At 67.5% G+C, this 25,630-nt stretch carries 29 protein-coding genes and 1 tRNA gene; 9 read left to right on the plus strand and 21 right to left on the minus strand.

Translation table 11 applies throughout. The annotated features are described in order from the left end of the window. Positions 1–152: 152 nt before the first annotated feature. The 6 genes from ABZ319_RS33500 to ABZ319_RS33525 all read right to left on the minus strand — a co-directional run bounded on the left by ABZ319_RS33500 (position 153) and on the right by ABZ319_RS33525 (position 6,266). Positions 153–899, minus strand: coding sequence for an ABC transporter ATP-binding protein (locus ABZ319_RS33500; RefSeq protein ID WP_354990562.1), 747 nt, complete (start codon positions 897–899; stop codon positions 153–155). Further along, positions 896–1,864 carry an ABC transporter ATP-binding protein gene (locus tag ABZ319_RS33505; protein WP_354990563.1) on the minus strand — a complete coding sequence of 323 codons (969 nt, stop codon included), beginning with the start codon at positions 1,862–1,864 and terminating at the stop codon, positions 896–898. The genes ABZ319_RS33500 and ABZ319_RS33505 overlap by 4 nt, the downstream gene beginning before the upstream one ends. Continuing rightward, positions 1,861–3,084, minus strand: coding sequence for a branched-chain amino acid ABC transporter permease (locus ABZ319_RS33510; RefSeq protein WP_354990564.1), 1,224 nt, complete (start codon positions 3,082–3,084; stop codon positions 1,861–1,863). Before ABZ319_RS33510 ends, ABZ319_RS33505 begins: the two co-directional genes overlap by 4 nt. Beyond that, positions 3,081–4,115, minus strand: coding sequence for a branched-chain amino acid ABC transporter permease (locus ABZ319_RS33515; protein WP_354990565.1), 1,035 nt, complete (start codon positions 4,113–4,115; stop codon positions 3,081–3,083). Before ABZ319_RS33515 ends, ABZ319_RS33510 begins: the two co-directional genes overlap by 4 nt. 83 nt (positions 4,116–4,198) lie before the next feature. Continuing rightward, positions 4,199–5,413 (minus strand): branched-chain amino acid ABC transporter substrate-binding protein, encoded by a 1,215-nt coding sequence (locus tag ABZ319_RS33520; RefSeq protein ID WP_354990566.1) that lies wholly within the window; start codon positions 5,411–5,413, stop codon positions 4,199–4,201. Between the two features lie 229 nt (positions 5,414–5,642). Beyond that, positions 5,643–6,266: an ANTAR domain-containing response regulator gene (locus tag ABZ319_RS33525; protein WP_354990567.1), complete on the minus strand. Its 624-nt coding sequence runs from the start codon at positions 6,264–6,266 to the stop codon at positions 5,643–5,645. A gap of 220 nt (positions 6,267–6,486) precedes the next feature. On the opposite strand from ABZ319_RS33525, the gene ABZ319_RS33530 reads away from it, so the two are divergent. After that, positions 6,487–6,570: transfer RNA gene (locus ABZ319_RS33530), tRNA-Leu, on the plus strand. 110 nt (positions 6,571–6,680) lie between these two features. On the opposite strand, the gene ABZ319_RS33535 is transcribed toward ABZ319_RS33530, so the two are convergent. Further along, positions 6,681–7,598, minus strand: a complete 918-nt coding sequence (locus ABZ319_RS33535) for a pentapeptide repeat-containing protein (RefSeq protein WP_354990568.1) — start codon at positions 7,596–7,598, stop codon at positions 6,681–6,683. Positions 7,599–7,818: 220 nt separating this feature from the next. Between ABZ319_RS33535 and ABZ319_RS33540 the strand changes: the two genes are divergently transcribed. Together ABZ319_RS33540 and ABZ319_RS33545 are read left to right on the plus strand one after the other, a co-directional pair. Then, positions 7,819–8,184 (plus strand): hypothetical protein, encoded by a 366-nt coding sequence (locus tag ABZ319_RS33540; protein WP_354990569.1) that lies wholly within the window; start codon positions 7,819–7,821, stop codon positions 8,182–8,184. Between the two features lie 189 nt (positions 8,185–8,373). Continuing rightward, positions 8,374–8,844, plus strand: a complete 471-nt coding sequence (locus tag ABZ319_RS33545; protein ID WP_354990570.1) for an NUDIX domain-containing protein — start codon at positions 8,374–8,376, stop codon at positions 8,842–8,844. Positions 8,845–8,927: 83 nt separating this feature from the next. Here ABZ319_RS33545 and ABZ319_RS33550 read toward each other — a convergent pair whose 3' ends face one another. After that, positions 8,928–9,455, minus strand: a complete 528-nt coding sequence (locus ABZ319_RS33550; protein ID WP_354990571.1) for a hypothetical protein — start codon at positions 9,453–9,455, stop codon at positions 8,928–8,930. A 202-nt stretch (positions 9,456–9,657) separates the two neighbouring features. Here ABZ319_RS33550 and ABZ319_RS33555 point away from each other — a divergent pair, with 202 nt between their 5' ends. Continuing rightward, positions 9,658–9,945, plus strand: a complete 288-nt coding sequence (locus tag ABZ319_RS33555) for a hypothetical protein (protein WP_354990572.1) — start codon at positions 9,658–9,660, stop codon at positions 9,943–9,945. Between the two features lie 146 nt (positions 9,946–10,091). Here ABZ319_RS33555 and ABZ319_RS33560 read toward each other — a convergent pair whose 3' ends face one another. Beyond that, on the minus strand, positions 10,092–10,616 hold the full coding sequence (locus ABZ319_RS33560) for a hypothetical protein (RefSeq protein WP_354990573.1): 525 nt from the start codon (positions 10,614–10,616) through the stop codon (positions 10,092–10,094). A 228-nt stretch (positions 10,617–10,844) separates the two neighbouring features. Here ABZ319_RS33560 and ABZ319_RS33565 point away from each other — a divergent pair, with 228 nt between their 5' ends. The 3 genes from ABZ319_RS33565 (at position 10,845) to ABZ319_RS33575 (ending at position 12,830) form a co-directional block, all read left to right on the plus strand. Continuing rightward, positions 10,845–11,372, plus strand: a complete 528-nt coding sequence (locus ABZ319_RS33565) for a DUF4188 domain-containing protein (protein WP_354990574.1) — start codon at positions 10,845–10,847, stop codon at positions 11,370–11,372. A gap of 203 nt (positions 11,373–11,575) precedes the next feature. Further along, positions 11,576–12,256 carry a low molecular weight phosphatase family protein gene (locus ABZ319_RS33570; RefSeq protein ID WP_354990575.1) on the plus strand — a complete coding sequence of 227 codons (681 nt, stop codon included), beginning with the start codon at positions 11,576–11,578 and terminating at the stop codon, positions 12,254–12,256. 211 nt (positions 12,257–12,467) lie between these two features. Next, positions 12,468–12,830 carry a hypothetical protein gene (locus ABZ319_RS33575; protein WP_354990576.1) on the plus strand — a complete coding sequence of 121 codons (363 nt, stop codon included), beginning with the start codon at positions 12,468–12,470 and terminating at the stop codon, positions 12,828–12,830. Positions 12,831–12,902: 72 nt separating this feature from the next. On the opposite strand, the gene ABZ319_RS33580 is transcribed toward ABZ319_RS33575, so the two are convergent. The 12 genes from ABZ319_RS33580 to ABZ319_RS33635 all read right to left on the minus strand — a co-directional run bounded on the left by ABZ319_RS33580 (position 12,903) and on the right by ABZ319_RS33635 (position 24,415). Continuing rightward, on the minus strand, positions 12,903–13,778 hold the full coding sequence (locus ABZ319_RS33580; RefSeq protein WP_354990590.1) for an acyl-CoA thioesterase II: 876 nt from the start codon (positions 13,776–13,778) through the stop codon (positions 12,903–12,905). Positions 13,779–13,823: 45 nt separating this feature from the next. After that, the gene (gene pyk / locus ABZ319_RS33585) at positions 13,824–15,245 is read right to left on the minus strand and encodes a pyruvate kinase (RefSeq protein ID WP_354990577.1); all 1,422 of its coding nucleotides are present in this window, start codon (positions 15,243–15,245) and stop codon (positions 13,824–13,826) included. A 90-nt stretch (positions 15,246–15,335) separates the two neighbouring features. Next, on the minus strand, positions 15,336–16,004 hold the full coding sequence (locus ABZ319_RS33590) for an amino acid ABC transporter permease (protein ID WP_354990578.1): 669 nt from the start codon (positions 16,002–16,004) through the stop codon (positions 15,336–15,338). Between the two features lie 28 nt (positions 16,005–16,032). Further along, complete coding sequence (locus tag ABZ319_RS33595) at positions 16,033–16,785, minus strand: amino acid ABC transporter substrate-binding protein (RefSeq protein WP_354990579.1); 753 nt, start codon at positions 16,783–16,785, stop codon at positions 16,033–16,035. 151 nt (positions 16,786–16,936) lie between these two features. Continuing rightward, complete coding sequence (locus ABZ319_RS33600; RefSeq protein WP_354990580.1) at positions 16,937–17,422, minus strand: TM2 domain-containing protein; 486 nt, start codon at positions 17,420–17,422, stop codon at positions 16,937–16,939. A 71-nt stretch (positions 17,423–17,493) separates the two neighbouring features. After that, positions 17,494–18,642: a prolipoprotein diacylglyceryl transferase gene (lgt, locus tag ABZ319_RS33605; RefSeq protein ID WP_354990581.1), complete on the minus strand. Its 1,149-nt coding sequence runs from the start codon at positions 18,640–18,642 to the stop codon at positions 17,494–17,496. Between the two features lie 87 nt (positions 18,643–18,729). Continuing rightward, entirely contained in the window at positions 18,730–18,984 is a 255-nt protein-coding gene (locus ABZ319_RS33610) for a hypothetical protein (protein ID WP_354990582.1), read from the minus strand. Positions 18,985–19,049: 65 nt separating this feature from the next. Beyond that, a complete protein-coding gene (trpA, locus tag ABZ319_RS33615) occupies positions 19,050–19,850 on the minus strand; it encodes a tryptophan synthase subunit alpha (protein WP_354990583.1) in 801 nt (266 codons plus the stop codon). Beyond that, positions 19,847–21,163 (minus strand): tryptophan synthase subunit beta, encoded by a 1,317-nt coding sequence (trpB, locus tag ABZ319_RS33620; protein WP_354990584.1) that lies wholly within the window; start codon positions 21,161–21,163, stop codon positions 19,847–19,849. Before trpB ends, trpA begins: the two co-directional genes overlap by 4 nt. Positions 21,164–21,171: 8 nt before the next feature. Further along, complete coding sequence (gene trpC, locus ABZ319_RS33625; protein ID WP_354990585.1) at positions 21,172–21,990, minus strand: indole-3-glycerol phosphate synthase TrpC; 819 nt, start codon at positions 21,988–21,990, stop codon at positions 21,172–21,174. A 149-nt stretch (positions 21,991–22,139) separates the two neighbouring features. Beyond that, positions 22,140–22,877 (minus strand): TIGR02234 family membrane protein, encoded by a 738-nt coding sequence (locus tag ABZ319_RS33630; protein ID WP_354990586.1) that lies wholly within the window; start codon positions 22,875–22,877, stop codon positions 22,140–22,142. Continuing rightward, a complete protein-coding gene (locus tag ABZ319_RS33635; protein WP_354990587.1) occupies positions 22,874–24,415 on the minus strand; it encodes an anthranilate synthase component I in 1,542 nt (513 codons plus the stop codon). The genes ABZ319_RS33630 and ABZ319_RS33635 overlap by 4 nt, the downstream gene beginning before the upstream one ends. Positions 24,416–24,732: 317 nt before the next feature. On the opposite strand from ABZ319_RS33635, the gene ABZ319_RS33640 reads away from it, so the two are divergent. Both ABZ319_RS33640 and ABZ319_RS33645 read left to right on the plus strand, forming a co-directional pair. Beyond that, complete coding sequence (locus ABZ319_RS33640) at positions 24,733–24,951, plus strand: hypothetical protein (protein ID WP_354990588.1); 219 nt, start codon at positions 24,733–24,735, stop codon at positions 24,949–24,951. A gap of 176 nt (positions 24,952–25,127) precedes the next feature. Further along, positions 25,128–25,586, plus strand: coding sequence for a peroxiredoxin (locus ABZ319_RS33645; RefSeq protein WP_354990589.1), 459 nt, complete (start codon positions 25,128–25,130; stop codon positions 25,584–25,586). Positions 25,587–25,630: the final 44 nt, after the last annotated feature.

Below are 25,630 nucleotides of genomic sequence, written 5' to 3' on the forward strand. Positions count from 1 at the left end.
CAGAGCAGCGGTCTCCAAAACCGCAGGTTGCAGGTTCAAGTCCTGTCGCCCCTGCACCGACTTCGGGTCGGTCATCCGGTAACCGGATGACCGACCCGAAGTCTTTTGCGCAGGTACCGGCCGCACCCGGGCGGGGCGCGGCCGGCGGCCGATCAGCCCACGCCGAGGTAGGCGGACTTCACGGCGGGGTCGTGGAGGAGGTCGCGGCCCGCGCCGGACTTGGTCACCTCGCCGGTTTCCAGGATGTAGGCGCGGTCGCTGCGGGTCAGGGCCTGCTGGGCGTTCTGCTCGACCAGCAGGACCGTGGTGCCCTGGGCGTTGATGTCGGCGATGATCCGGAAGATCTGCTGAATCACCATGGGGGCCAAGCCCATCGACGGTTCGTCCAGGAGCAGGAGTTTCGGGCGGGCCATGAGGGCGCGGCCGATCGCGACCATCTGCTGTTCGCCGCCGGAGAGGGTGCCGCCGACCTGTTTCTGGCGTTCCTTCACGCGGGGGAAGAGCTCGAAGATCCACTCCAGGGTGCTGTTGTAGTCGGCCCGATCCTTGAACGGGCGGCTGTAGTGGCCCATGTCCAGGTTTTCCTGCACCGTCATGCCGGGGAACACGCCGCGGCCCTCGGGCACCTGGATCAGGCCGATGCCCACGCGCTCATGGGCTTTCATGCGGGTGATGTCGCGGCCGTCGAAGGTGACGCGGCCGCGCGAGAGCGGCAACAGCCCCGACAGGGCGCGCATGGTCGTGGTCTTGCCGGCGCCGTTCGCGCCCAGCAGGGTCACCAGCTCACCCTCGGCGACCGAGAGCGAAATGCCGTGCAGGGCTTGAATTCTGCCGTAGCTCACGGCCATGTCCTCGACTTCGAGGAGCGGGGGCCGCTTGTCCTTGTCCAGGGAGGTCACTGTGCACCCAATTCCTCGTCGGGGACGCCGAGATAGGCGGCGATCACCTTGGGGTCCTCACGAATCGCCGCGGGCAGGCCGTCGGCGATCTTGCGGCCGAACTCGAGCACCACCACGCGATCGGTGACACCCATGACCAGGCGCATGTCGTGCTCGATGAGCAGCACCGTGAAACCGTCGTCGCGGATCTTGCGAATCAGATCCATGAGCGCGGACTTCTCACTGGGGTTGAACCCGGCGGCGGGCTCGTCCAGGCACAGCAGCTTCGGCTCGGTGGCCAGGGCCCGGGCGATCTCCAGGCGGCGCTGATCGCCGTAGGAGAGATTGCGCGCCTTCTCCACCGCGCGCGGTGCGATGCCGACGAATTCCAGCAGCGCCATGCCTCTTTCGACGGCGTCGCGCTCCTCGGCGCGATGGCGGCGGCTGCGGAAGATCGCGCCCGGCACCGAGGTCTTGTGCCGCGCGTCGGTGCCCACGACCACGTTCTCGAGCGCCGTCATCTCCCCGAACAGGCGAATGTTCTGGAAGGTGCGGGCGATGCCCAGGCGGGTGATCTCGTTGCGCTTGGTCTTGGTCAGCGGCTTGCCGTCGAAGTACACCGTGCCCGAAGCCGGTTGGTACACACCGGTTATCGCGTTGAAGCAGGTGGTCTTGCCCGCGCCGTTGGGCCCGATCAGGCCCAGGATCTCCCCGCGCCGGATCTCGAAGCTGACATCGTCGAGGGCGACCAGACCGCCGAACTTGACCGTGAGACCGTCGGTGCGCAACAGCGGCGCACCGACCTCGGTCTGGATATCGCGTTGCGGGGCAACGAATTGCGCGACCGCCTCGGCGTTGCCGAGCACCGGCAGCACCTCGGTCACGTCCAGGGTGCCCGCACTGGGCTCGGCGGCCGCCTGCCCGCGGTGGCCCGCGGCCAGATCCTCGTTGTCGAACAGCGCGTCACCCGCGCCCGGCCCGGTCATTTCCCGGCTCCCGTCGTCGTCTCGGCCGCCGGTCTCCGCACCGCGCGAGTGATCTGCCGGCCATAGGCCAGCAACTTCTGCCGCACCGGGAACAGACCCTCGGGCCGGAAGATCATCATGATCACCAGCGCGAGGCCGAACATCAGGTACTTGTAGTCGCCCAGGGTCTGCCCGCCGACCTCGATCGACTGGAAACGCCAGGGCAGGTACGCGATCAGGAACGCGCCCACGATCACGCCGAGCTTGTTGCCGCGCCCGCCCAGCACCACCGCGGACAGGAACAGCATCGACAGGATGATGTCGAACTGGGGCGGATTCACGAAGCTCACCACACCGGCGAACATGGACCCGGACAGCCCGCCGATCGCGGCGCCGATCATGAACGACCAGAGCTTGAACTTGAACGTGGGCACGCCCATCATCTCGGCGACGTCCTCGTCCTCGCGGATCGCGACCCACGAGCGGCCCACGCGGCTGCGCTCGAGATTGCCGACCACCAGCAGGACCAGGATCACCAGCACCATGCCGAGCCAGAACCACCAGGTGCCGTAGTCGGCGCGTTCGAGCGGATTCCAGCTGGACTTGTCGCCCAGGTTGCCGGAGAACACGCCCTCCGGATGTTCCTGCGACTCACCGAGATACGGATGCGCGATACGCGACAGGCCGAGCGAGCCGTTGGTCAGCTCCCCCAGGTTGTCGGCGTTGAGCCGGACGATCTCACCGAAGCCCAGGGTCACGATGGCCAGGTAGTCGCCGCGCAGGCGCAGCGTAGGCAGGCCCAGGATCAGGCCGGAGATCGCCGTGATGATGATGGCGATCGGAACGCACACCGCCCAGGCCCATTTCGAGTCGAAGATCGACAGGTCGGGCTTGAGCGGACTGTTCGGACTGGTGAGCAGGCCGACGGTGTACGCACCGACCGCGAAGAAGCCGACGTAGCCCAGATCGAGCAGACCCGTCTGGCCGACAACGACATTGAGGCCGATGGCGATGAGCGCGTACATGGCGAAGGTCGCCATGACGAAGCCGAAACTGACGGCCGGGGTGTCGATCAGCGGCGGCGGATACATCGGGAGCAGGGCCAGCAGGATGAGCGCGGGCACGCCCACACCCCACTGCGCGGGCCGCGAGAGCCCACTCCACCACGTGCGCAAGGCATCTCCCACGCCGCGCTTCGGCCGTTGCGCCTGCGGGAGGGTGACCGGATCGGTAGAACTCATACCCTCGCCTTCCCCAGACTCTCACCCAGGATGCCGGTCGGGCGGAACATCAGCACCGTCACCAGCAGCAGGAAGGCCACCACGTCACGCCATTGGAAGCCGAGCAGCATCTGCCCGTACTGCTCCATGACCCCGAGCACCAGCCCGCCCAGCAGCGCGCCGCGCAGGTTGCCGATGCCGCCGAGCACCGCGGCGCTGAACGCCTTGATGCCGAGCAGGAAGCCGCCGTTGAACACGATGCCGGTGGGCACGCGCAGGGTGTAGAGCAGCGCCGCGGCGCCGGCCAGCAGACCGCCGATGAGGAAGGTCAGCATGATGACCCGTTCCCGCGAAACGCCCATCAGCGTGGCGGTATCCGGGTCCTGTGCGACCGCGCGAATACCGCGGCCGAATTTGGTGCGGTTGATGAGCATTTCGGTGGCTATCGCCAAACCCACCGCCGCGAAGATGATTACCAGCGTGACATTGGTGACCGGTGCACCGGCAATCGTGAATTGGGTGCTGGGTTCGACGAGCCGGATTCCGGTCTGGGCGTTGGTGCCGCCCAGACCGGGTTTGATTTTCGGCAGGATGTAGTGCACGAATTCCTGCAGCACGAACGACATGCCGATCGCGGTGATGAGGAATGCCAGCGGTTTCGCGCCGCGTTTGCGCAGTGGCCGATAGGCGACGCGTTCCAGGCCCACCGCCGCGCCGCCGGATACGGCCATACCGATCAGCATGGCGATGCCGAGGTAAACGACCGTCAGGACCACGCCCTGGTTGTAGACGTCACCGCGAGCGGCGAAGCCCAGCAGCTCCAACCCCAGATAGCTGCCGAACATGCCCAGCATGAAGATTTCGGAATGCGCGAAGTTGATCAGGCGCAATACGCCGTAGACCAGGGTGTACCCGACTGCGACGAGGGCGTAGATCGAGCCGTAGCTCAGACCGTCGACCGTCAATCGCCAGAAGTCGTCGACCACACCCGAGACATTGAACTCGATCGATGCGGCAAGCACATCCGTACCGATAGCTGCGGTGGAACTCATTCACTACTCTCGCCGTCGAGGAAACAGCGTGTGCGCTGTTGGATTATGTCCCGCGCACACGCTGTTTCGAATCGGTGGATCGCTTACTTGACCTGGTAGACCCAGATCGCGGCATTGGACAGCTCGCCCGTGGCATCCCACTTGAACGGCTTGGACAGGCCGGTGCCCGAGTACGTGCGCACGAACTCCAGCAGATCCGCGCGGGTGACCTTCCCGGAGTCGATGCCCTTGAGGAAGATGGTGGTCAGGTCGTACGCCTCGACCGAGTAGACGCCCGGGGCCTGGCCGTTGAGGGCCTTGTACTCCTCGGCGAACTTGTCGGGGGCCGGGCCGCACGGGCAGGACAGGATCGCGTCCTTGGACGCGGCGCCCGCCTGGCGCACGAACTCCGGATCGTTGGAGCCGTCCGCGGAGATGAACGGCGCGTTCACCCCGCCCGAGCGCAGCTGCTGCACGAAGGGGGCGGATTCGGCGTAGTAGCCCGCGTAGAAGATGGCGTCGGGCTTGGCCGTGTTCAGCTTGGAGATGGCCGCCGCGAAGTCCTTGTCGCCTTCCTTCACGTTCACCGCGCAGGAGGGATCGTTCGCCGCGCCGAGACCGGAGATGACGGTCTTGGCCAGGCCGGTGCCGTAGTCGGTGTTGTCGGCGACGACGCAGACCTTCTTGTAGCCGCCGGTGTTGGCCAGGTACGCGCCCACGGCGGCGCCCTGGTCGTCATCGTTGTTCAGGCCGCGGAAGAAGGTCTTCCAGCCGTTCTTGGACAGCGTGGCGTTGGTCGCGGACGCGGTCAGAGCCGGCAGGCCCGCGTCGTTGATGATCTGGCCGGTCGCCTTGGTCTCACCGGAGAAGGTGGGGCCGATCAGGCCGACGATCGACTGGTCGCCGACAATGGTGGGGACCACGCCGGACGCGTTCTGCGGCTTGCCCTCGGTGTCGAACTGCTTGACGCTGACCTGGCAGTTCGGATTCGCCTTGTTGTGCTTGTCCAGGGCGAGCTTGACACCCATGAGCACATTGATGCCGAGCGCGGCGTTGCCGCCGGTCAGCGGGCCGGCCATGGCCAGATTCAGCGGGGCGCAGGTGGCTTTGCCGTCGCCCGCGGGATCGGCGGCGGTGGTGCCGGCGCTCTTCGGGAGTTCCTTGCCGTCCGGGCCGATCTGAACCAGCGGCTGGATCGACAGATTGGCGGTACCGCCACCGTTGTCATCGGTCGACTTGTCGCTACAGCCCGCCAGCGCGAGGGCTGCCACCGCCCCGACAACCACCGCGCGGGCCACCCGGCCGCGCGTGCGTGTCATTGAACCAAGCACGATTCACCTCTATGTTCTGTGCTCCCCCGGCTCGCGGAGGTGGGCCGCCCCATCGATCGGCCCGGACAGAACATATCCCCGCCACGTTAGCGGCGCATCACATTCGCATCATCCATGTGACATCGCAACAAACGATTGCGCCCCTCGTGTTACCGGCAAGTAAATCGCCGCGGCGCATTAATGGCAACAGAGGGGCAACAACGGGGCAATCCGCCGTCTACTTCGGAGCGAGATTCTCCAGCACGACTTCCGCGACCGCCTTCATGGTGGTGCGACGGTCCATCGCGGTGCGCTGAATCCACTTGAACGCCTGCGGCTCCGACAGGCCCTGGGTCTGCATGAGCACACCCTTGGCACGCTCGACCAGCTTGCGGGTTTCGAGGCGGTCCGCGAGGTTGGCAACCTCGCCCTCGAGGGCCGTGATCTCGTGGAAACGGCTGGCCGCCAATTCGATGGCGGGCACCAGATCGGACTTGGTGAACGGCTTGACCAGATAGGCCATGGCGCCGGCGTCGCGGGCGCGCTCCACCAGATCGCGCTGGCTGAAGGCGGTCAGAATGACCACCGGCGCAAGGCGTTTCGAGGCGATCTCGGCGGCGGCGTCTATACCGTCGCGGCGCGGCATCTTCACGTCCATGATCACCAGATCCGGGCGCTTCTCCTCGGCGAGGTCCACGGCCTGCTGGCCGTCGCCCGCCTCACCCACCACCAGGTAGCCCTCCTCGGAGAGCATCTCCACCAGATCCATCCGGATGAGGGCCTCGTCCTCGGCGACCACCACGCGCTTGGGGGCCGATGCCGCGGCATCCTTCTTCGAACCGCCCCCTGCTGTCGTTCCCATAGATGAAACCCCTGTCGCTCCGATACCAACACCCGACGTACATCGGTCCGAAGCCACCCTCGACGGATCGGCACGTACCCGAGTCCCCAAAGAGTACCGTCCACCCGCCGCTACAACCCATCTACCCAGCGCAAACCGACCAGTATCACAACGATGTCATCCGCACCGGACTCCGGTTAGGTTCCCGCCGCCCCCACCCGCTATAGTTTCGACCTGGTGCGCCGAGTTGGCGGAATAGGCAGACGCGACGGTCTCAAAAACCGTTGCCCGAAAGGGCGTGTGGGTTCGATTCCCACACTCGGCACTTGTGATGAAGGGCCTGCCGGGCGGTTGTCCGGCAGGCCCTTTTTCGTGTCCGGCGGGACGCGCGGCCGTCAAAGCCGGTTCTCGGCAACCGGATTCGGCTGCAGTGCGCTAATGCGTGAAGTCCGCCGGCCAGAGAGTGCGCGCGTCGAACCGCATGTCGCCCCACGAAGCGCCGCGATATGTCGTGTCCTGCGAGGTGCGCCGTTCGACAGCGGGATCGTCGCCGGTAATGTGCGGCTGGAAACCGGTGCCCGATACGGGAGGCAGCGTGAACCACGTTCCGCGCACATCGGCCTGCATGAAATACACGCGGTCCAAGCTTGCGTCGAGGAAAACCGCTCCTTGCAGATCCGCTCCGGCGAAAAACGCACCGTCGAGGTCGGCGCCGGACAAGTTCGCATCCTGCAGGTTCGCACTGGAAAGGTGCGCGCCGCTCAGATTGGATTCCGACATACGCGCGAACACCAGCTGAACACCCATCATCTCCGCACCGGACAGGTTGACGCGGTACGCGATAGCCGAGTTCAAGTTCGCGTTGTCCAGCTGAGCGCCCTGAAGATTCGCGTTCTCGAGCGACGCTCGAACCAGGCAGGTGTTCGACAGGTCGATGAACTCTGTCCGGGCCATGTCTCGACGGCCGATGACGGTCAGGACAGCCTGTACATCCACGGACACCTTCGCTTCGGGACTCGCGTCGCACGCGGCGGTATTCGGCGCGTGGGTGCGAACGAACGCGCTCAGCACCTCGAAGATCTGCGGCCGATCGTTCGGCGAGTCGGTCGCGAGCCGCTCGAGCAGATAGACACCGCCCAGCCGCACATCCAGCTTCTCGTTGCCGAGCTGTTCGATCGCCTTGGCGAAGCGATCGGTGATGGCCGTCTGCCGAGCCAGGCCGGCTTGGTCGCTGGTCGCGCGCAGCGACTCGTTGGTGAACCACAGCGCGGCCAGCGCCGCGACCGTCGTCACCATCGACGCCAGTTTCGACCAGCCGCCCCAGCCGAAGAAGGTGCGGCTCGCGCGTTTCACCCGGGTTCGGCGGGTGGCGGGCGGAGTCAGCGAATGGACACGATTCAACCGGCGCCGTGCACCGGTTGCCCCCGTTCTAGAGATCACCGGTAGATGGTTACCAAACCTTTTGTCCCGCCGCTCTGTTCGTTTGACCGGGGGCGGGTATCCCGTACCATGTGCCCGAGCCACGGGCCGACGCGGAGGAACCCGCCCCGCCGGTGTGGTTCGAGGGAGAGGTATGAGGGTCGAGCAGTCCAGCGACGGCGTGGTCGAGATCAGCGGTTCCGCGGAGGAGCTCGACGGGTTGGCGGCGGTCGTCGCCCGGGGCGCGGGGCGCTTCGTGACCGAGGAGATCACCGCGATCGAAGTTCGCTCCGACGAATCCCCAGGACTGCTGGCCGAAGTCGACACCCAGCGCCGCGTGCTCCTGCTGTCCGGCGACCGCGAGAGCCGCACCCGCTTCGCCGATTCACTCGCCGCCGTGGTCGCCATGAACACCGGTCAGCCCCAGCGCATCGAGTACGGCAAGGACTCCGACTACCTCCGCAAGGACTCCGCGCCCCTGCTGCTCAACAGCCCCCGCGCCGCAACTCCTCCCGAATAGGACAGTCCCACCACCGCATTCGGCCGAACCGCCCACGGACCCGCACCCGAGTGATATGCACGTGTACGGAGATATGACGCCGCGGTCTTCGGAACGCGCCCGCGGCGGCCGCTCCGACACGAGCTCGTTCGAGATGTGCGCGCGAACACCCCCGGGAGAACGCGCGCCGGTATCCGAAGGAGGTGGGCCATGGCCACGATCGAGTACTACAACGACCCCGACGCCCCGGCGCCGAACAGCATTGTCGCGGCCGCAACAGCTTTCGTCCGCGACGCCCGGGATCGAGTGCTACTGACACAGCGCGCGGACAACGGGCTGTGGATGCTCCCGGGCGGCGGCCAGGAGTTCGGCGAGTACATCGCCGCGACCGCGGTGCGCGAAACCCGCGCGGAAACCGGGATCGACATCTACATCACCGGCCTGGTCGGGATCTACACCAACCCCAACCACGTGCTGTCCTACCCCGACGGCGAAGTGCGCCAGCAGTTCTCGATCTGCTTCCGCGCCGAACCCCGCGGCGGCGCGCTACCCGCCGCCCCCGGATCACCACGGGTGAGCTGGGTTTCACACGCCGACCTGAATGGCCTGGCGATGCACCCCTCGACCCGCCTGCGGATCAAACACGGCTACGCCCGACTCGCCGAGCCCTACATCGGCTGAACGCCGCGATACGCGGGCATCGGGCGTGCACGCCCGGCGACCACGGCGGGAATTCGGGCGTGGCCGCGATGATCTCGGCGGGATCAGACTATTTCGAGGTCGTAGGTGGCTTCCACCCAGAAGCCGCCGGGTTCGAACTCGCCGCCGAGGGTCAGGACGTAGTTGCCCCGCGGGAGGTTGTCGAGGGTGCACCACAGGCCCCAGGCGGTGGCCTTGAAGGTGCCGGAGTAGTCGAAGGGGCTCGCGGCCGCCGCGTGGATCTTGAAGGGGGTCGCGTTCGTCACCTCGAGGACCGGGAGGGGGACGCCGTTCAAGTCGGCGTGGCCGGAGGCGGTGGGGATCACGGGGACCCGTTTGTCGGTGGTGAACAGGCCCGTCCTGCGGACCGGGCGGAGCATGTTGAAGGCGGGGAAGAACAGCGGGCGGCCATGCGGGACCGCGCAGGTGCGGCTGACCTTGCCGCCGAACGTGCCGGCCAGGAACCACACGTCGGCGGGCTGGCCCTCGGCGGCGTGCTCGCCGGTCTCGTCGACCACGGGATTCTTCGCGACGGGGATGGACAGGGCCCACTGCCACCAGCGGGCGGCGTACTCGACCTCGGTGCTTGCCATGCTGCGACCTGCCTTCGACTCACAATCCGGCGGCCAGAATAGCCCAGGGGGATGAATCGGATAAATCCGGCAGATTCTCCGACTGACCAGGGTAAATGCCCGGGCCGGGCGGCGCGGCGAGGACCGCGAGCCGCGGACTCCCGCACCGGGGACCGCGGAAAATCGGATGCGCGGAACGGCATCGCCGATATTGGATACGCCTATGACATTGTCGCGTAAGGGAACTCGAATTCTGACCGTGAACGAGCAGCGCTACCGCTGGACCGTCTCGGCCACCGATCTGCCCAGCCTGCGTTTCGTGGTGGAAGCCGCCGAGGGCGCGGCCCAGCGCATGGTCGTGCGGGTGGGAGCCGTCGAGACCGTCAGCCCGCGCATGGTCGCCACGGCCGTCGAAGCCGGGCTGCGGGCCGGGTGGACACCGGACGCGCGCGGGCCGGAGCTGCACTACCGGCTGACCCGGGGCAGGCTCGTCGCACACGCGGCGGTATGACCGGCGGCGTGCGCCGAGAGACCGGGATCACGTTGCGGCACAACGCATTTCGGGACAAGTCGCGCCCGGGCTACGGCCCGGGCGCCACAACCGGACGATCCGCGATCACCCGAGCCACGCCGGCTCGGACCGCGACCGCGCCGAGCTCAGTCGATCGGATAATCCACGGGATCGGGCGCGTCCCCGCCCGCCCCGGCCGCCGCCACCTCGTCCCGCGTGAACGTCAGATGCGCGCGATTGCCGAGCAGAATGCGTAGCAGATCCTCGAGCATGTCCAGATGCGCCACCCGCGAGGACTCGAGCAGCTGATCGATGCGCTTGGACGCGCTCTTGACCCGCAGCCCCGGCTCACCCGCCGCCTCCAGGGAACGCAGTAGCAGCCCGGCCTCCAGATTCCCGGGCGTGCGCAGCGCCAGCGCCGAGTTCACGGTCGCGCGGAAGTGCATGAACAGCACCGTCCCGCGTGGGATCTCGACCATCTCCTTCATCTCGAGCTTCAGCTCGTACAGCTCCTCCAGGGTCTCCAGCAGCCGCTCCCGGTGCGCCCGCAATGCCTTGTTGTAGGCGGAGCTGTCCTGGTGATACCCGCCGATCGAATCCGACCAGTCGGCCCGGGCCAGCACATAGGCCTCAGCAAACTCCCGCAACCCGTACTCAACTCGCCTGTCCACACGCCGTACCCTGCCAGAGATCCCCCACCACCACACGGGTATTCGCCCCGAGCGGGCCTCGATTACGGCGTTGTGCCGCCCGGCCGCGCCGCCGCCCGCCGTCCGGCGCCGCCCGCGACCGCGAACCGGGCGGGCAAATGTCCGGCCATGGCGTTCGAACCGGATCGGCGGGATAATCCGTATATCCCCGACAGGGTCGGCGTACGGCCTCGGCGATGGAGGTCGCGCATGCGGGTCAATCGATTGACGGCGGATCTGTCCGAATATCCGGATCTGGTGATGATTCTGCTGGGCATGCGGGTGCATCGACCCCGCGGCATGCTGCGACTGCTGGGCGTGGGCCCCAAGCTCTACCGTTCCCATCGCGACCGCCCCGACGGCCTGCTGAGCCACGAGGACGTGGTGTGGTCGTTCTTCCCGCCGCACTGGGGCGCGCGCCAGTACTGGCGGGATCTGGAGAGCCTGGAACGCTGGACCCGCTCCGAACCGCACCGCGTCTGGTGGCAGGAGTTCCTGAAGGACTCCGGCGGCACCGGCTTCTGGCACGAGGCGTACTTCGCGCGCGGCGGGATCGACTCCGTCTACGACGACATGGCCGCGCCCAGCGGACTGGGCCGTTTCGCGCCCGTGGTGCCGGCGCGCGGGCGGTTGTTCTCGACCCGGGACCGGGTGCGCGGGGCCGCGCCGAAAGTCGCCTCGGTCGTGACCGAAAAATCCTATTACGGTTCCGGCGCAACCGAATCCGACCGGAGTTGACGGATCACACACTTGATTTGCTGGGCGAAAACCAGCATGCTCACATTCCAGGGATATGGACACGCACTTCCCCGGCCCGATGAATACCTTCGCGCGAACGCGAAGCGACCGACATTCGGCCGGTGGATGAACTTCCCGGATGAAAGGTGTGATTCGGTCACACAGCCATGTTCGGCACGCGAAACCGCGCCTAGGTTGTGCCCATGCATGTGCTCTTCGTATGCAGCGGAAACGTTTGCCGGTCCGTCATCGCCGAGCGCCTCACCCTGGCGGTGGCGGCCGATCACGGCCTACGACTGACCGCCGAGAGCGCGGGCGTCCGGGCACTGGTCGGGTTCCCGGTGGAACCGCTTGCCGCGCAGACCATTACCGGCCTCGGGGGCGACCCGAGCGGTTTTCGCGCGCGCCGGTTCAAACCGGAGATGGCCGACCGCGCTGACCTGATCCTCACCATGACCGACAAGATCCGCGACCAGGTGCGCGACACGGCCCCCGCGGCCTTCCCGCGCACCTTCACCCTGCTCGAGGCCTACCGCATCGCCAAGATCAGCGGCGCCCGCACGATCGTGGGCCTGCACGCCGCGCGCGACGATCTCGCCTATCCGGGCCGGGAGAACATCGCCGACCCAGTCGGACTGTCACCGAAGGCGTTCTGCGAGGTCGGCGACCGCATTGCGGACGCCCTGGTGCCGCTGCTGCTGGCCCTGCACGCGCACGAGCACCCCGGGGCCACCATCCACCCCCGTACCGCCGCCAGTGACGCCGGCGCACCCCGTCCCACCCTGCTGGTGCTGCCCGGCGGCCGCGCACAATCCGCCCAGGTGCCCGAATTGCCCGAGCAATCACGGCAACCGGCCCATCGCGCCATGGAATCGGCCGGGTAAGAGCACATTCCGAATCTCGGGGCCCCGGATGTGTTCCCATTCGCGGTAACGAGGATTACGCTGAGTCCTGCGTGTCAATCCACCTGTCTGCCCCATTGGTCCGTTCAAGGATTACACTGCCCCGCGGAACCACACCGCCGATGGTTCCTCGACACAGGAACAGGACTCAGACATGCCGAAGCGAATTTCGGATGTTTCACTCCATGTTTTCGTGACACCGCAGACCCTCCACCGCGTCACCGAGACGGTGTGCCGCGTCGTGGACGAGTACGTGGACGATCGCGACATCTTCGCGTGGCGTTTCACCCTCCCAGTGGAGTGTGACGACCCCACCCATACGGTTCTGGAAACCCAGTGGCGCCTCGACCATCCCGACGCCGAACCCGGTGACCGCCGCACCTACGAGATCGCGCTGAGCCTGGTCGGCGAAGCGCGTCAACTCACCAAGGCCGGCATCGCACGCCTGGAACAGCGGCTGGTCTTCGAGTTGTCCGCGGGCGAGCCGATCCCCTACATCGCGCACGCGCTGCAACGCGAGAACTTCGAGCTCGCGGAGAACCGCGAACTCATCTGAGACGCGAATCAGGCCGCGCTCGGGATGAGCACGGCCTGGCTTCGAGTTCGGTCCGCGGCGCCGGTTCGGTCCTCAGCGCTTGGGGAAGTGCCGGATCACGCCTTCCTGCACCGTGGTCGCGAGCAAATCGCCGCTGCGCGAATAGAAGTGCCCGCGAGCCAGTCCACGCGAGCCTGCCGCGACCGGCGACTCGGTGGCGTACAGCGCCCACTCGTCGAAACGGAACGGGCGGTGGAACCAGATGGAGTGGTTCACCGTGGCGGCCAGGATACGATCCAGCCCCCACGACAGCCCGTGCGTGGTGATGATCGAATCCAGCACCGTGGTGTCCGACGAATACGCCAGCGCCGCAACGTGAATCATCGGATCGTCGGGCAACGCGCCGTCGGTGCGCATCCACACCCGATTGTGGTTGAGCTTCTCGCCGGTGCCCTTGAGGATCCACGCCGGGTCGTTCGTGTACCGCATGTCGATGGGATGCGGCGCCTTGACGAACATTTCGAGCTTGTCTTCCAGGCCCGCGAAAGACTCCTCCACGCGGGGCAGGCTCTCCGGGTCCGCGACGTCGGGCAGCGGCGTGCCGTGCTCGAGTCCTTTGCCCCAGTCCTGGAAGGCGGCCAGCATGACGAACAGTTCCTGCCCGTCCTGGTAGGCCGTCACCGTGCGATTGGCGAACGCGCGCCCGTCCCGGTGGCGATCGACCTGATACTCGATCGGCTTCTTGGTATCGCCACCGCGCACGAAATGCGCGTTGACCGCGTGCACCGGGCGACCCGGACCCACGGTGCGGCCGGCGGCGACCATCGCCTGCGCGACCAACTGGCCGCCGAAGGTCCGGCTCCACACCTTCTCGGGATGCTTTCCGATGAAGATGTCGGGCCCGTGCTCCTCGAGATCGAGCACGTCCAGCAGCACCCGCAGATCGTCGGACGGGGGGCCGGGATTCACCGAATCCGCTGCCCCGTCGACGGTTTCGCCTAGCGACGCACTCACCTAGTGGTCCTCCTCACCGATACGGTGCACGTGAATCATGTTCGTGGACCCGACCGTACCCGGCGGGGAGCCCGCCACGATGACCACCAGATCGCCCTTCTTGTAGCGGCCGATCGACAACAGCGCGTTGTCGACCTGGTGAATCATCTCGTCGGTCGAACCCACCGGAGGAACGATGAACGTTTCCACACCCCACGTCAAGGCCAGTTGCGAACGGATCACCGCGTTCGGGGTGAAGGCCAGCAGCGGCAGCGGGGTGTGCAGGCGCGCCAGGCGGCGCACGGTGTCGCCGGACTGGGTGAACGCGACCAGGGCCTTGGCGTTGAGCCGCTCGCCGATATCGCGGGCCGCGTAGGAGATGACGCCGCGCTTGGTGCGCGGGACGTGGGTCAGCGGCGGCACCCGCGTGGAGGACTCGCTCTCCACCGCGTGCACGATGCGGGCCATGGTGCGCACGGTCTCGATCGGGTAGTCGCCGACCGAGGTCTCGCCCGAGAGCATGACGGCGTCCGCGCCGTCGAGCACCGCGTTGGCCACGTCACTGGCCTCGGCGCGGGTCGGGCGCGAATTGGTGATCATCGATTCCAGCATCTGGGTGGCCACGATGACCGGCTTGGCGTTCTCACGCGCCATCTGGATCGCACGCTTCTGCACCAGCGGAACCTGCTCGAGCGGCAGCTCCACGCCGAGGTCACCGCGCGCCACCATCACCGCGTCGAAGGCCAGCACGATGGCCTCCAAATTGTCGATGGCCTCGGGCTTTTCGAGCTTGCCGATGACCGGAACCCGGCGGCCCACCCGATCCATGATCTCGTGCACCAGCTCGACATCGGACGGCGAGCGCACGAAGGACAGCGCGATGAAGTCCACGCCCAGGTTCAGCGCGAACTCGAGATCCTCGATGTCCTTCTCCGACAACGCCGGAACCGAGACATCCATACCGGGCAGTGACACGCCCTTGTTGTTCGAGACGGGGCCGCCCTCGGTGACCCGGCAGATGACGTCGTTGCCCTCGACGCGCAGCACGGTCATACCGATCTTGCCGTCGTCGACGAGCAGGCGGTCGCCGGCCTTGGCGTCCTGTGCGAGCTGCTTGTAGGTGGTCGAGACGCGGTCGTGGGTGCCGTCCACGTCCTCGACGGTAATCCGGACTTCTTCACCCGTCGCCCAGACGGTCTTGCCCTCGATGAAACGGCCGAGCCGGATCTTGGGACCCTGCAGATCGGCCAGGATGCCGACCGCGCGTCCGAGCAGATCACTGGCCGCTCGTACCTTCTTGTAGTTCTCGGCGTGGTCGGAGTGTTCGCCATGGCTGAAGTTCAGCCGCGCCACGTCCATACCGCTCTCGACGAGTTCACGAATCCGGTCCTCGGAGGACACAGCGGGCCCGAGTGTGCACACAATCTTCGTTCGTCGCATCACACCCACAACCCTAGTCCTGTGCATATCGTCCCGCTGAACGGGCACACAGTGTTTCCCTGCCCGACGCGCAGCCTTCTGGCTAACTGCCGGTCAGCGCGCGACGTGACGGGCCAGCCGGGTCTCGAGGTGGGTCTGCCCGAAGCCCAGGATCAGGCAGATCACCCAGTAGTAGAGCGCGGCGACGGTGTAGAGCTCGAAGACGCTGAAGCTCGGGGCGGCGGCCAGCTGGGCGGTGCGGAAGAGCTCGGTTACCAGCACCGTCGAGGCCAGCGAAGTGTCCTTCACCAGTGAGATGAGGGTGTTCGACAGCGGCGGCACCGCGATGCGCGCGCCCTGCGGCAGGATGATCGTGCCCAGCGTCTGCCAGTAGGTCATGCCGACCGAATAGGCGGCCTCCCACTGCCCGTGTGCGACCGAGAGTATCGACGCGCGAATGATTTCCGCCGCGTAGCCGCCGACATTGAGGGTGAACGCCAGCACGGCCGCCGGGAACGGATCGAAGGTGATGCCGAACCCGGGCAAACCGTAGAAGATCAGGAACAGCTGCAGCAGCAGCGGCGTGCCGCGAATGATCGAGATGTAGAAACGCGCCGCGCCGGACAGCAACCGGTACTTCGACATCCGGGCCAGCGCCACGAACAGCGCCAGCACCAGGCCGGCGCTGAAACTGATCGCGGTCAGCGGCAGCGTCTTGCTGATCGTGGCCTCGAACATGGGCCACAGATTGGCCCGGATGAGCTCCCAGGTGGAGGCGTCCATTACGCGCGTCGTCCGGCCGCGGTTCCCGCTACTTGCTCACGTCCACACCGAAGTACTTGTCCGAGATCTTCGCCAGCGTGCCGTCGGCACGCAGTTCGTCGAGTGCCTTGTTGATCTGATCGGTCAGCGCCTGGTCGTCCTTGCGGGCGGCGAACGCCTGCTTGGTGGTCTCGCCGGTCTTGCCCGCGATCTTGACGCTGGTGTCGTTCTTGGTCTTGACGTACTCGTTGTAGGCGAGATTGTCGTTGACGGTGGCGTCCACGCGCCCCTGCTTGAGCAGGGTGATGGCCTCGACGAAACCGGGCACGCCCTCGACCTTGCAGCCCGCGCCCTCGGCGACCTTGTTCCAGTTGCTGGTCACCGACTGCGCGCAGGTCTTGCCCGGGAGATTCGGCAGGCCGGTGATCGCGGAGTTGTCACTCTTGGTGACGATCACGCCGTCGGAGGTGGTGTACGGCTGCGAGAGCGAATACTTCTGGCTGCGTTCGGGATTCACGCTCACCTGATTGGCGACGAGATCGAAGCGCTTGGATTCCAGGCCCGCGAACAGCGAATCCCACGGGGCCTGGACGAATTCCACCGTGCGGCCGAGCTTGCCGGCCACCGCCTCGGCGACGTCGATGTCGTACCCGGTGAGCTTGCCGCCGTCCTGGAAGCTGAACGGGGAGTAGGTGCCCTCGGTGCCGATCTTCAGGACGTTCGGGTCGTCACCGCTCCCGCACGCGGTGAGCGCGGCGGTGGCGGCAACGGCGAGCACGGCGGCGAACAGCTTACGGCGCACGGGTGGACAACCTCTCTCGAACCAACAACCGACCAGTAACCGACAAAGGGTACGCCCGAAACCGACCAGCCGGGACAGTAGCCATCGTGCTGAGTTTAAAGGCCGGGTGGTGACGCTCCGGGGCAAGTGCCCGGCCCCGGAGCGGCGCGCGTCAATCCTTGAGCGGACGGCCCTGCGGGTCCGGCACCTTGCCGGTGAGGATGAGAATGCCGTCGATCAGCGCCCAGACTCCGAAGCCACCGCAGGTGATCAGCTGCAGCACACCGATGGTGGTGTAGCCCAGGTAGAAGCGGCCGATGCCCAGGGTGCCGATGAGCAGCTGCAGCAGACCCGCGGTCAGCTTGGACTTGTCCGAGTACGGCACGCCGTACACGTCGCGGCCGTACGGGGCCTCGGGATCGGCGCCGTAGGGCTGGCCGTAGGGGGCGGGCTGACCGTAACCCGGCTGCGGCGCACCGTAACCCGGCTGCTGACCGTACTGCGGCTGCGGTTGCTGGCCGTACCCCGGCTGCTGACCGTAGCCCGGCTGCTGCTGGCCGTAATCGGGCTGGGGCTGCTGCCCGTACTGCGGGCCCGTGCCGGGCTGCCCGTACTGCGGGCCACCCTGCTCGGGCTGCTTGGCGAATGGATCGGTCACTGGCAATCCTCCTGAATCACGGGCACTGCGCCCCCTTGCTGAACCCCCGTGCAGCTTCCACTACCCGATGGTCAGGAGTCATTCTTGCCTGAGTCGGCCGTTTTCGCCGCCTCTACCTCGACCGCCGGTGTGGAACTACCGGATTCGGAAGATTTATCGCGCTCGATCGCTGATTCGTTGCCGTCGGTAGCGGATTCGGGCTCGGTGTCCTCGGCGTCCACGGCCGGGGTGGCGTCCTTGCCCAGAGCCGTATCCTTGCCGAGCACGACCGCCTCGGCCGGGCCCGCACCGTATGCCCGCAGCTTCGCGAACTCCCACGGCCACGGCCGGATGACCTCTGCGCGCATCTGATCCGCGGTCTCGCGGCCCTTGGTCGCGAGCACGACGTAGGCGACGGCGCCGACGAAGACGATCACCGAGGTGAAGGTGTTGATGCGGATACCCGCGATGTGGGTGGCCTCGTCGTCGCGCAGCAGCTCCACGAAGAACCGGCCGAAGCAGTAGATGGCCACGTACAGCGCGAACAACCGGCCGTGCCCGATCCGGAACTTGCGATCGATGTAGACCAGCACCGCCACACCCAGCAGGTTCCACACCATCTCGTACAGGAAGGTGGGCTGCACGACCTTGATGACCACACCGCTCGAGGTGCCGTTCATCATGTCCGGGACGATCCCGTCGAAACGCTCGTAGATCTCCAGGCCCCACGGCACGGTGGTCTCGCGGCCGTAGAGCTCCTGATTGAAGTAGTTGCCGAGTCTGCCGATGGCCTGGGCCAGCAGCACGCCGGGCGCGACGGCATCGGCGAAGGCGGGCAACGGAATCCGGTAGATGCGGCAGCCGATCCAGGCGCCGATGCCGCCCAGCAGCACCGCACCCCAGATGCCGAGGCCGCCCTCCCAGATCTTGAGGGCGTCGATCGGATGGCCGTTCTCGCCGAAGTACTTCTGCCAGTCGGTGGCCACGTGATAGAGCCGGCCGCCGATGAGGCCGAACGGCACCGCGAACATGGCCACGTCCAGCACCATGCCCTGCTGCCCGCCGCGCTGCTGCCACCGCTTCTCACCCCACCAGATGGCGGCGATGATGCCGATGATGATGCACAGGGCGTACGCGCGCAGTGGGAATCCACCGATATCCCAGACGCCGCGGGGCGGACTGGGGATGTAGGCCAGCACGTCGGAGGCCGGAAGTCGATCGGCCAGGGCTCGTATGGTCACGCGCCCACCGTACTGGAATCGATCGAACTACCCGCTCCCCCGGGTTACGCGCCGCCGACATGCGGCCGAACAGAGTGATCGGCTCGGCTACTCGGAACGCCCGGCAGCTTCCGCGCGCCGCCGCTGCCCGAGGTCGGAGATCATGTTCATGATGCCGAAGACACCGAGGGTGATCAGGATCAGCACCGGTATGCGGACCGTCTCGCCCCACCAGAGCACCGGCACGGCGAACCGCCCGACCCCGAAGATCACCGCGATCGCCGCCACCCGGGCGAGAACCATCAGCACGGTGGTCCTGTCCCACCCCGTCATCGAGCGCCGAATGCGCGCCAGCACAGCCATGCCCGGTAATACAGAACGGGACGCGTACCGAGTTCGATACGCGCCCTGCCGTTCTCGCTTCGTTACTAGGAGGCGATGGGGGCGGAGCGTACGCCCAGCGCCAGCTCCTCGGTCAGTGTCCGTACCGCGGCCAGGCTCTCGCCCGCGGCGCTGACCAGCGCCGAGCCCACGATGACGCCGTCCGCGTAGGCGGCGATCTCCGCGGCCTGCGCGCCGTTGCGCACACCCAGGCCCACGCCGATCGGGATGTCCGAGTGCGCGCGCACCCGGGCGCACAGCGCGGGCGCCATGTCCGAGACCGCGTCGCGGGCGCCGGTGACGCCCATGGTCGAGGCCGCGTAGATGAATCCGCGCGACGCCTCGAGCGTCTTGACCAGACGCTCCTCGGTGGAGGACGGCGCGACCAGGAAGATGCGGTCCAGGTTGTAGGTGGAGGAGGCGATGAACCAGTCGTCGGCCTCTTCCGGGATCAGATTCGGGGTGATGAGCCCGCAGCCGCCCGCACCCGCGAGATCGCGCGCGAAGGAGTCGACACCGTACTGCAGCACCGGATTCCAGTACGCCATGACCACGGCCTTGCCGCCGGCGTCACTGATGGCCTGCACGACCTTGAACACGTCGCGGACCCGCACGCCGCCGCGCAGCGCCTGTTCGGCGGCGACCTGGATGGTCGGGCCGTCCATCACCGGATCGGAGTAGGCGACGCCGACTTCGATGATGTCGCAACCGGATTCGACCATCGCGACGCAGGTGTCGATGGAGCCCTGCAGATCCGGGTACCCGGCCGGCAGATAGCCGATCAGCGCCGCGCGATTCTCCTCGCGGCAGGCGGCGAAGGTGTTGGCGAGACGGGACTGCTGGCTCACTGGGCGTTCTCCTGCGCGGCATTCTCGGCTGGGTCTTCGGAGAGGTTGTCGTCGAAGAGCCCGAACCAGCGGGCGGCGGTGTCCATATCCTTGTCACCGCGACCGGACAGGTTCACCAGGATGATCGCGCCGGGGCCGAGCTGCTTGCCGAGCCGCAGCGAACCCGCCACCGCGTGCGCCGACTCGATGGCCGGGATGATGCCCTCGGTGCGGCTCAGCAGCATGAGCGCGTCCATCGCCTCGGCATCGGTGACCGGCTCGTACTCGGCGCGGCCGATGTCCTTGAGGTGGGCGTGCTCCGGGCCGACGCCCGGGTAGTCCAAACCCGCGGAGATGGAATGCGATTCGATGGTCTGGCCGTCCTCGTCCTGCAGCAGGTACGAGTACGCGCCCTGGAAGGCGCCGGGCCGGCCGCCTGCGAAAGTGGCCGCGTGCCTGCCGGTTTCGACGCCGTCGCCGGCCGCCTCGTAACCGATCAGGCGCACGCCCGCGTCGTCGATGAAGGGGTGGAAGATGCCGATCGCGTTGGAACCGCCTCCGACACAGGCGGTCACCGCGTCGGGCAGGCGGCCGGTGAGCGCCTGGATCTGCTTGCGCGCCTCCATGCCGACGATGCGCTGGAAATCGCGCACCATGAGCGGGAACGGGTGCGGGCCCGCGGCGGTGCCGAAGCAGTAGTAGGTGCGATCGGCGTTGGTGACCCAGTCCCGCAGCGCCTCGTTGATCGCGTCCTTGAGGGTCTGCGAACCCGTTGTCACACTGACGACTTCGGCGCCGAGCAGCCGCATGCGGGCCACGTTCAGCGCCTGCCGGGCGGTGTCGACCGCGCCCATGTAGATGACGCATTCCAGGCCGAGCAGCGCGCACGCGGTGGCGGTGGCGACGCCGTGCTGGCCCGCTCCGGTCTCGGCGATGACGCGGGTCTTGCCCATGCGCTTGGCCAGCAGGGCCTGCCCCAGCACGTTGTTGATCTTGTGAGATCCGGTGTGGTTCAGGTCTTCCCGCTTGAGCACGATGCGGGCGCCGCCCGCGTACTGCGCGAGATTGGCGCACTCGAACACCGGCGAGGGCCGCCCGGTGTAGTCGCGCTGCAGCCGGTCCAGCTCGTTCAGGAAGTTGGGGTCGATCCGCACCTTGTCGTACTCGGCGGTGACCTCTTCGATCACGGCCATGAGCGCCTCGGGCACATGCCGGCCGCCGTACACGCCGAAATGACCGCCCTGATCGGGCTCGTGGTTGCTCTTGTGCGCGACGCCGTCACTGGCCTTCGGCTGGTCGAGCGTGTTCTTACCCAGATCGTCGATTTGCGTCATCGGCTCTTTCACCGTCCCCGGCGAACCGGTTTCGGGCAGGAAGGATGGGTACCGGCGGTGACCAGTTCGGCCACGGCCGCGCGCGGGTCGCCGCTGGTGACCAGGCCCTCGCCGACGAGCACGGCGTCCGCGCCCGCACCGGCGTAGGCCAGTAGATCCGCGGTGCCGCGAATGCCGGACTCGGCAATGCGGATCACGTCGCTGGGCAGGCCGGGGGCGATGCGCGCGAACACATCCCGGTCCACTTCCAGGGTCTTGAGATTGCGGGCGTTCACACCGATCACGGTGGCGCCGGCCTCGAGGGCCCGGTCCGCCTCCTCCTCGGTGTGCACCTCGACCAGCGCGGTCATGCCGAGCGATTCGGTGCGGTCGATGAGCGCGGACAGCACGTCCTGCGACAGCGCCGCCACGATCAGCAGAATCACGTCGGCGCCGTGCGCGCGGGCCTCGTGAATCTGGTACGGGCCCACGATGAAATCCTTGCGCAGGACCGGAATGTCCACGGCCGTGCGGACGGCGTCCAGATCGGCCAGCGAGCCGTTGAAGCGGCGCTGTTCGGTCAGCACGCTGATGATGCGCGCACCGCCGTCCTCGTACGCGCGGGCCAGTACGGCCGGGTCCGGGATATTGGCCAGTTCGCCCTTGGACGGGGAAGCCCGCTTGACCTCGGCGATGACACCGATGCCGTCTTCGTGCAGCGCCGCCTTGGCGTCGCGCGGGGACTTCGCCGCGGCTGCGGCCTTCTTCACTGCCTGGAAGTCCAGGAGGGCTTCCCGAGCGGCCACATCCGCGCGGACCCCGTCGAGAATCGAGTCGAGTACCGTCATCTGGCTCGAATCCTTTCTGGGGAGACGGACTTGCTGCCTGAGAATCCCCCCAGGCGCTGTCTCACCGATGCTGATAAAGAGTAAATGGCTATGTTTCCGCCGCTGACGGCGGGTCTGGAACGGAGGCCGACGGTGGTCGAGCTTCCTGCTCAGCGCGGTTTGTGACCGTCGCCGGGGGTGCCCGGATCCCGGTGCGCGGCAGCGGTATTGCCGTCGTCGTCGGTGGGATCGGTGCCCGCGTCCAGGGCGTCCCACAGCACTCGGCCCGACAGGGTGGCGTCGGCGGGGTCCTGTGACGTGGATTCCGCGGCCCGCGTTTCGGCCTGGTGCTCGGCGACGCGTTCGGCCGCCTCGGACTTGCGGAAGACCGGATTATCGTACTTGCCCGACAGCTGCGCGGACTCCGCGGGCATGCGCGCGAGCAGCACGCCGGCGCCGAACGCGGCCACCGCGCCGAGCAGGGTCAGCACCGCGGGCAGGGTGCCGGTCTGCACCGATCCGGCGTGCTCCCAGTCCCGCAGGCCGGCCAGTTGCCCGGCCCGCTCGGCCGTGCGGCCTTCGCCCTGCAGCAGCGCGTACGCCGGGACCGCGGCCACCGCGGCGAGCACCGCGACCACCGCGCCCAGGGCCCGGCGCAGCCAGCCGCGCGCGGCGAAGACGGCCGCGATGGTGGCGACCAGCACCAGCGCCAAGGGGGTCAGCGCGCCGAACCAGGTGCCGCCGTCGAGATCGATGGTGCGCGGTTCGCCGAGTTCACTGGTGACCTCGAGCGAGACCCAGGTCATCCGGGAGGACGCCCACAGCAACCCCGCGGCGAGCGCGAGCAAAACAACCGCGCCGATCGGCTTGCTCCGGGCCTTCCCCGGTTCGGGCTCGGCGTCGGTCATCGGCCGGCCCCGTCCGGGCGATAGGCGCGCACGGTCCCGGCCGCGGCGATCGCCTTGAGCACGGCCATCGCCTTGTTGCGGGACTCGACGTCTTCGTAGTCCGGATCGGAGTCCGCGACCACGCCCGCGCCCGCCTGCACGTACGCGGTGCCGTTCTTGAGCAGCGCGGTGCGGATGCAGATCGCGGTGTCGGCGTCACCGGCGAAATCGAGATAGCCGACCACGCCGCCGTAGATGCCGCGGCGGGTGGGCTCGAGCTCCTCGATCAGTTCCATCGCCCGCACCTTGGGCGCGCCCGAGAGGGTGCCCGCCGGGAAGCAGGCGTTGACCGCGTCCAGGGCGGCCTTACCCGGGGCCAGGCGGCCCGAGACGGTGGAGACCAGGTGCATGACGTGGCTGTAGCGCTCGATGTGCCGGTACTCGGTGACGCGCACGGTGCCCGGCTCGCAGACCCGGCCCAGATCGTTGCGGCCCAGATCGACGAGCATGAGGTGCTCGGCGTTCTCCTTCTCGTCCGCGAGCAGATCCTTCTCGAGCAGCAGGTCGTCCTCCTCGGTGGTCCCGCGCCACCGGGTGCCCGCGATGGGGTGGGTGGTGGCCACACCGTCTTTCACGGTGACCAGCGATTCGGGGCTCGAGCCGACGATGGAGAAGGCGGTGCCGCCGGAACCGTCCGGGATGTGCATGAGGTACATGTACGGGCTCGGATTCGAGGCGCGCAGCATCCGGTAGAGGTCGATCGCGGTGCCGCCGTACTCCATTTCGAAGCGCTGGGACAGCACCACCTGGAAGGCCTCACCCGCCTCGATCTCCTTGATCAGGCGGCGCACGCCCGCGCCGAACTCCGCGGAGGTCCGCTGGCGGCGGAAGTTCGGCTCCGGGCTGTCGAACACCGAGACGGTGGAGTCCGCGGGCGCGGCCAGGTCGGCGGTCATGCGGTCCAGGCGGGCCACCGCGTCGTCGTACGCCTCGTCGACGTGGTCGTCGGTGCCGTTCCAGTTCACGGCGTTGGCGATGAGCGTGATCGCGCCCTCATGATGGTCGAAGGCGGCCAGATCGGTGGCCAGCAACAGCACCATCTCGGGCAGTTCCAGGTCGTCGGTGGCCAGCACGGGCAGGCGTTCCATGCGGCGCACCGCGTCGTAGCCGAGGTAGCCGACCATGCCGCCGGTCAGCGGCGGCAGCCCGGGCACGCGCTCGGTCTGCAAGAGCCGCAGGGTTTCTCGCAGCGCGAGCAGCGGATCACCACCGGCGGGCGCGTCGGCCGGCGACTGCCCCAGCCAGGCCGCCTCCCCGTCCACCACGCTCAGGGCGGTCGGGCTGCCCGCGCCGATGAACGACCAGCGCGACCACGAGCGCCCGTTCTCCGCCGATTCCAGCAGGAACGTCCCCGCCCGGTCGGCCGCCAGTTTGCGGTAGGCCGAGAGCGGAGTCTCCGAGTCCGCCAACACCTTTCGAATCACCGGGACGACCCGGTGATCGGCGGCGAGCAGACGGAACTGTTCACGGGAAGTGGTGCTATTCGACACGCCGGACATGCACCCATCATTCCAGGCACCGAATCGGCCGGCGCGCCCCGCACCGGGTTCGCGCACCACCCGCGCGCGACGGGCCGCCGGCGGGCTCAGCGAAGCGTAGGCAAATTGAGACACAGCCTTGGTGTGCTCCGCCGCGAATACTCGATGCGGTCAACACCAACCTCGCGGCAATCTGCTCCTCGGACAGCGGAGAGAGCGCCACGCGATGTCCCATCGAGAGGAGTTCAACACAGATGTACCCCTCGCAACCGGTCGCTCCGGAGGGTCCCCGGCATGCAGCCCCCGGTCAGGGCTCGATGCCCGGCCAGGTTCCGCGCATGATGAATATGAACAACGGCGGTGGCAAGTACAGCGCCATCGCGTCGTTCGTGACGTACGTCAAGGCCCTGGAGGCGCTCGATCCGCGCAGCTTCCCGGACGAGTACGCCGAGCACACCGATCGGATTCGCGAGCTCAAGCCCTTCCTGCGGGCGCACGGCATCCTCGATGTCATGGACATCAAGAACCCGGAGGTCGCCGCGCTCATCGGCGTCTAGCCGCGTGCGTGCACCGACGTCGCGGACAGGTGTGGCCCGGCCCGCCGGGTGTGCTCGATTTCGGCGGTTCGCCGACAGTTTTTCCCATTCGGGGTTCGGCCCGTGCACGGATCAGGTGAGACCGGTCCGTGCGCGGGCCGATTCGCGTTCGCGCCGCATCCCGTAATCTCCTGCCCATGAAGGCAGGCCAGCTCGCACCGAACTTCGAACTTCCCGATCAGTCCGGCACACTCCAGACCCTCGACGCGCTCCTCGCGAACGGACCGGTCGTGCTGTTCTTCTACCCCGCCGCCAACACCCCGGTGTGCACCGCCGAGGCGTGCCACTTCCGGGATCTGGCAGGCGAATTCAAGAATCTGGGCGCGTCCTGCGTCGGGATCAGCTCCGACTCGGTGGAGGTGCAGTCCGGCTTCGCCGAGCGGCAGTCGCTGAGCTACCCGGTGCTGTCCGATCCGGGTGCGAAGGTCGCCGCCGAATTCGGCGTCAAGCGCGGCCTGCTGGGTGCGATTGTTCCGGTCAAGCGCACCACCTTCGTCATCGATCCGGACCGCACCGTCGCCAAGGTGATCACCAGCGAACTGCGCGCCAACGTGCACGCGGACGAGGCGCTGAAGTTCCTGCGCGACCGCGCCTGAGCCACCCCACCCGGATCGCCCCCGGCGTGCGGCGATCCGGGACC

Origin of the sequence: Nocardia sp. NPDC005978 (assembly GCF_040614455.1) — a bacterium.
Taxonomy (GTDB): Bacteria; Actinomycetota; Actinomycetes; order Mycobacteriales; family Mycobacteriaceae; genus Nocardia.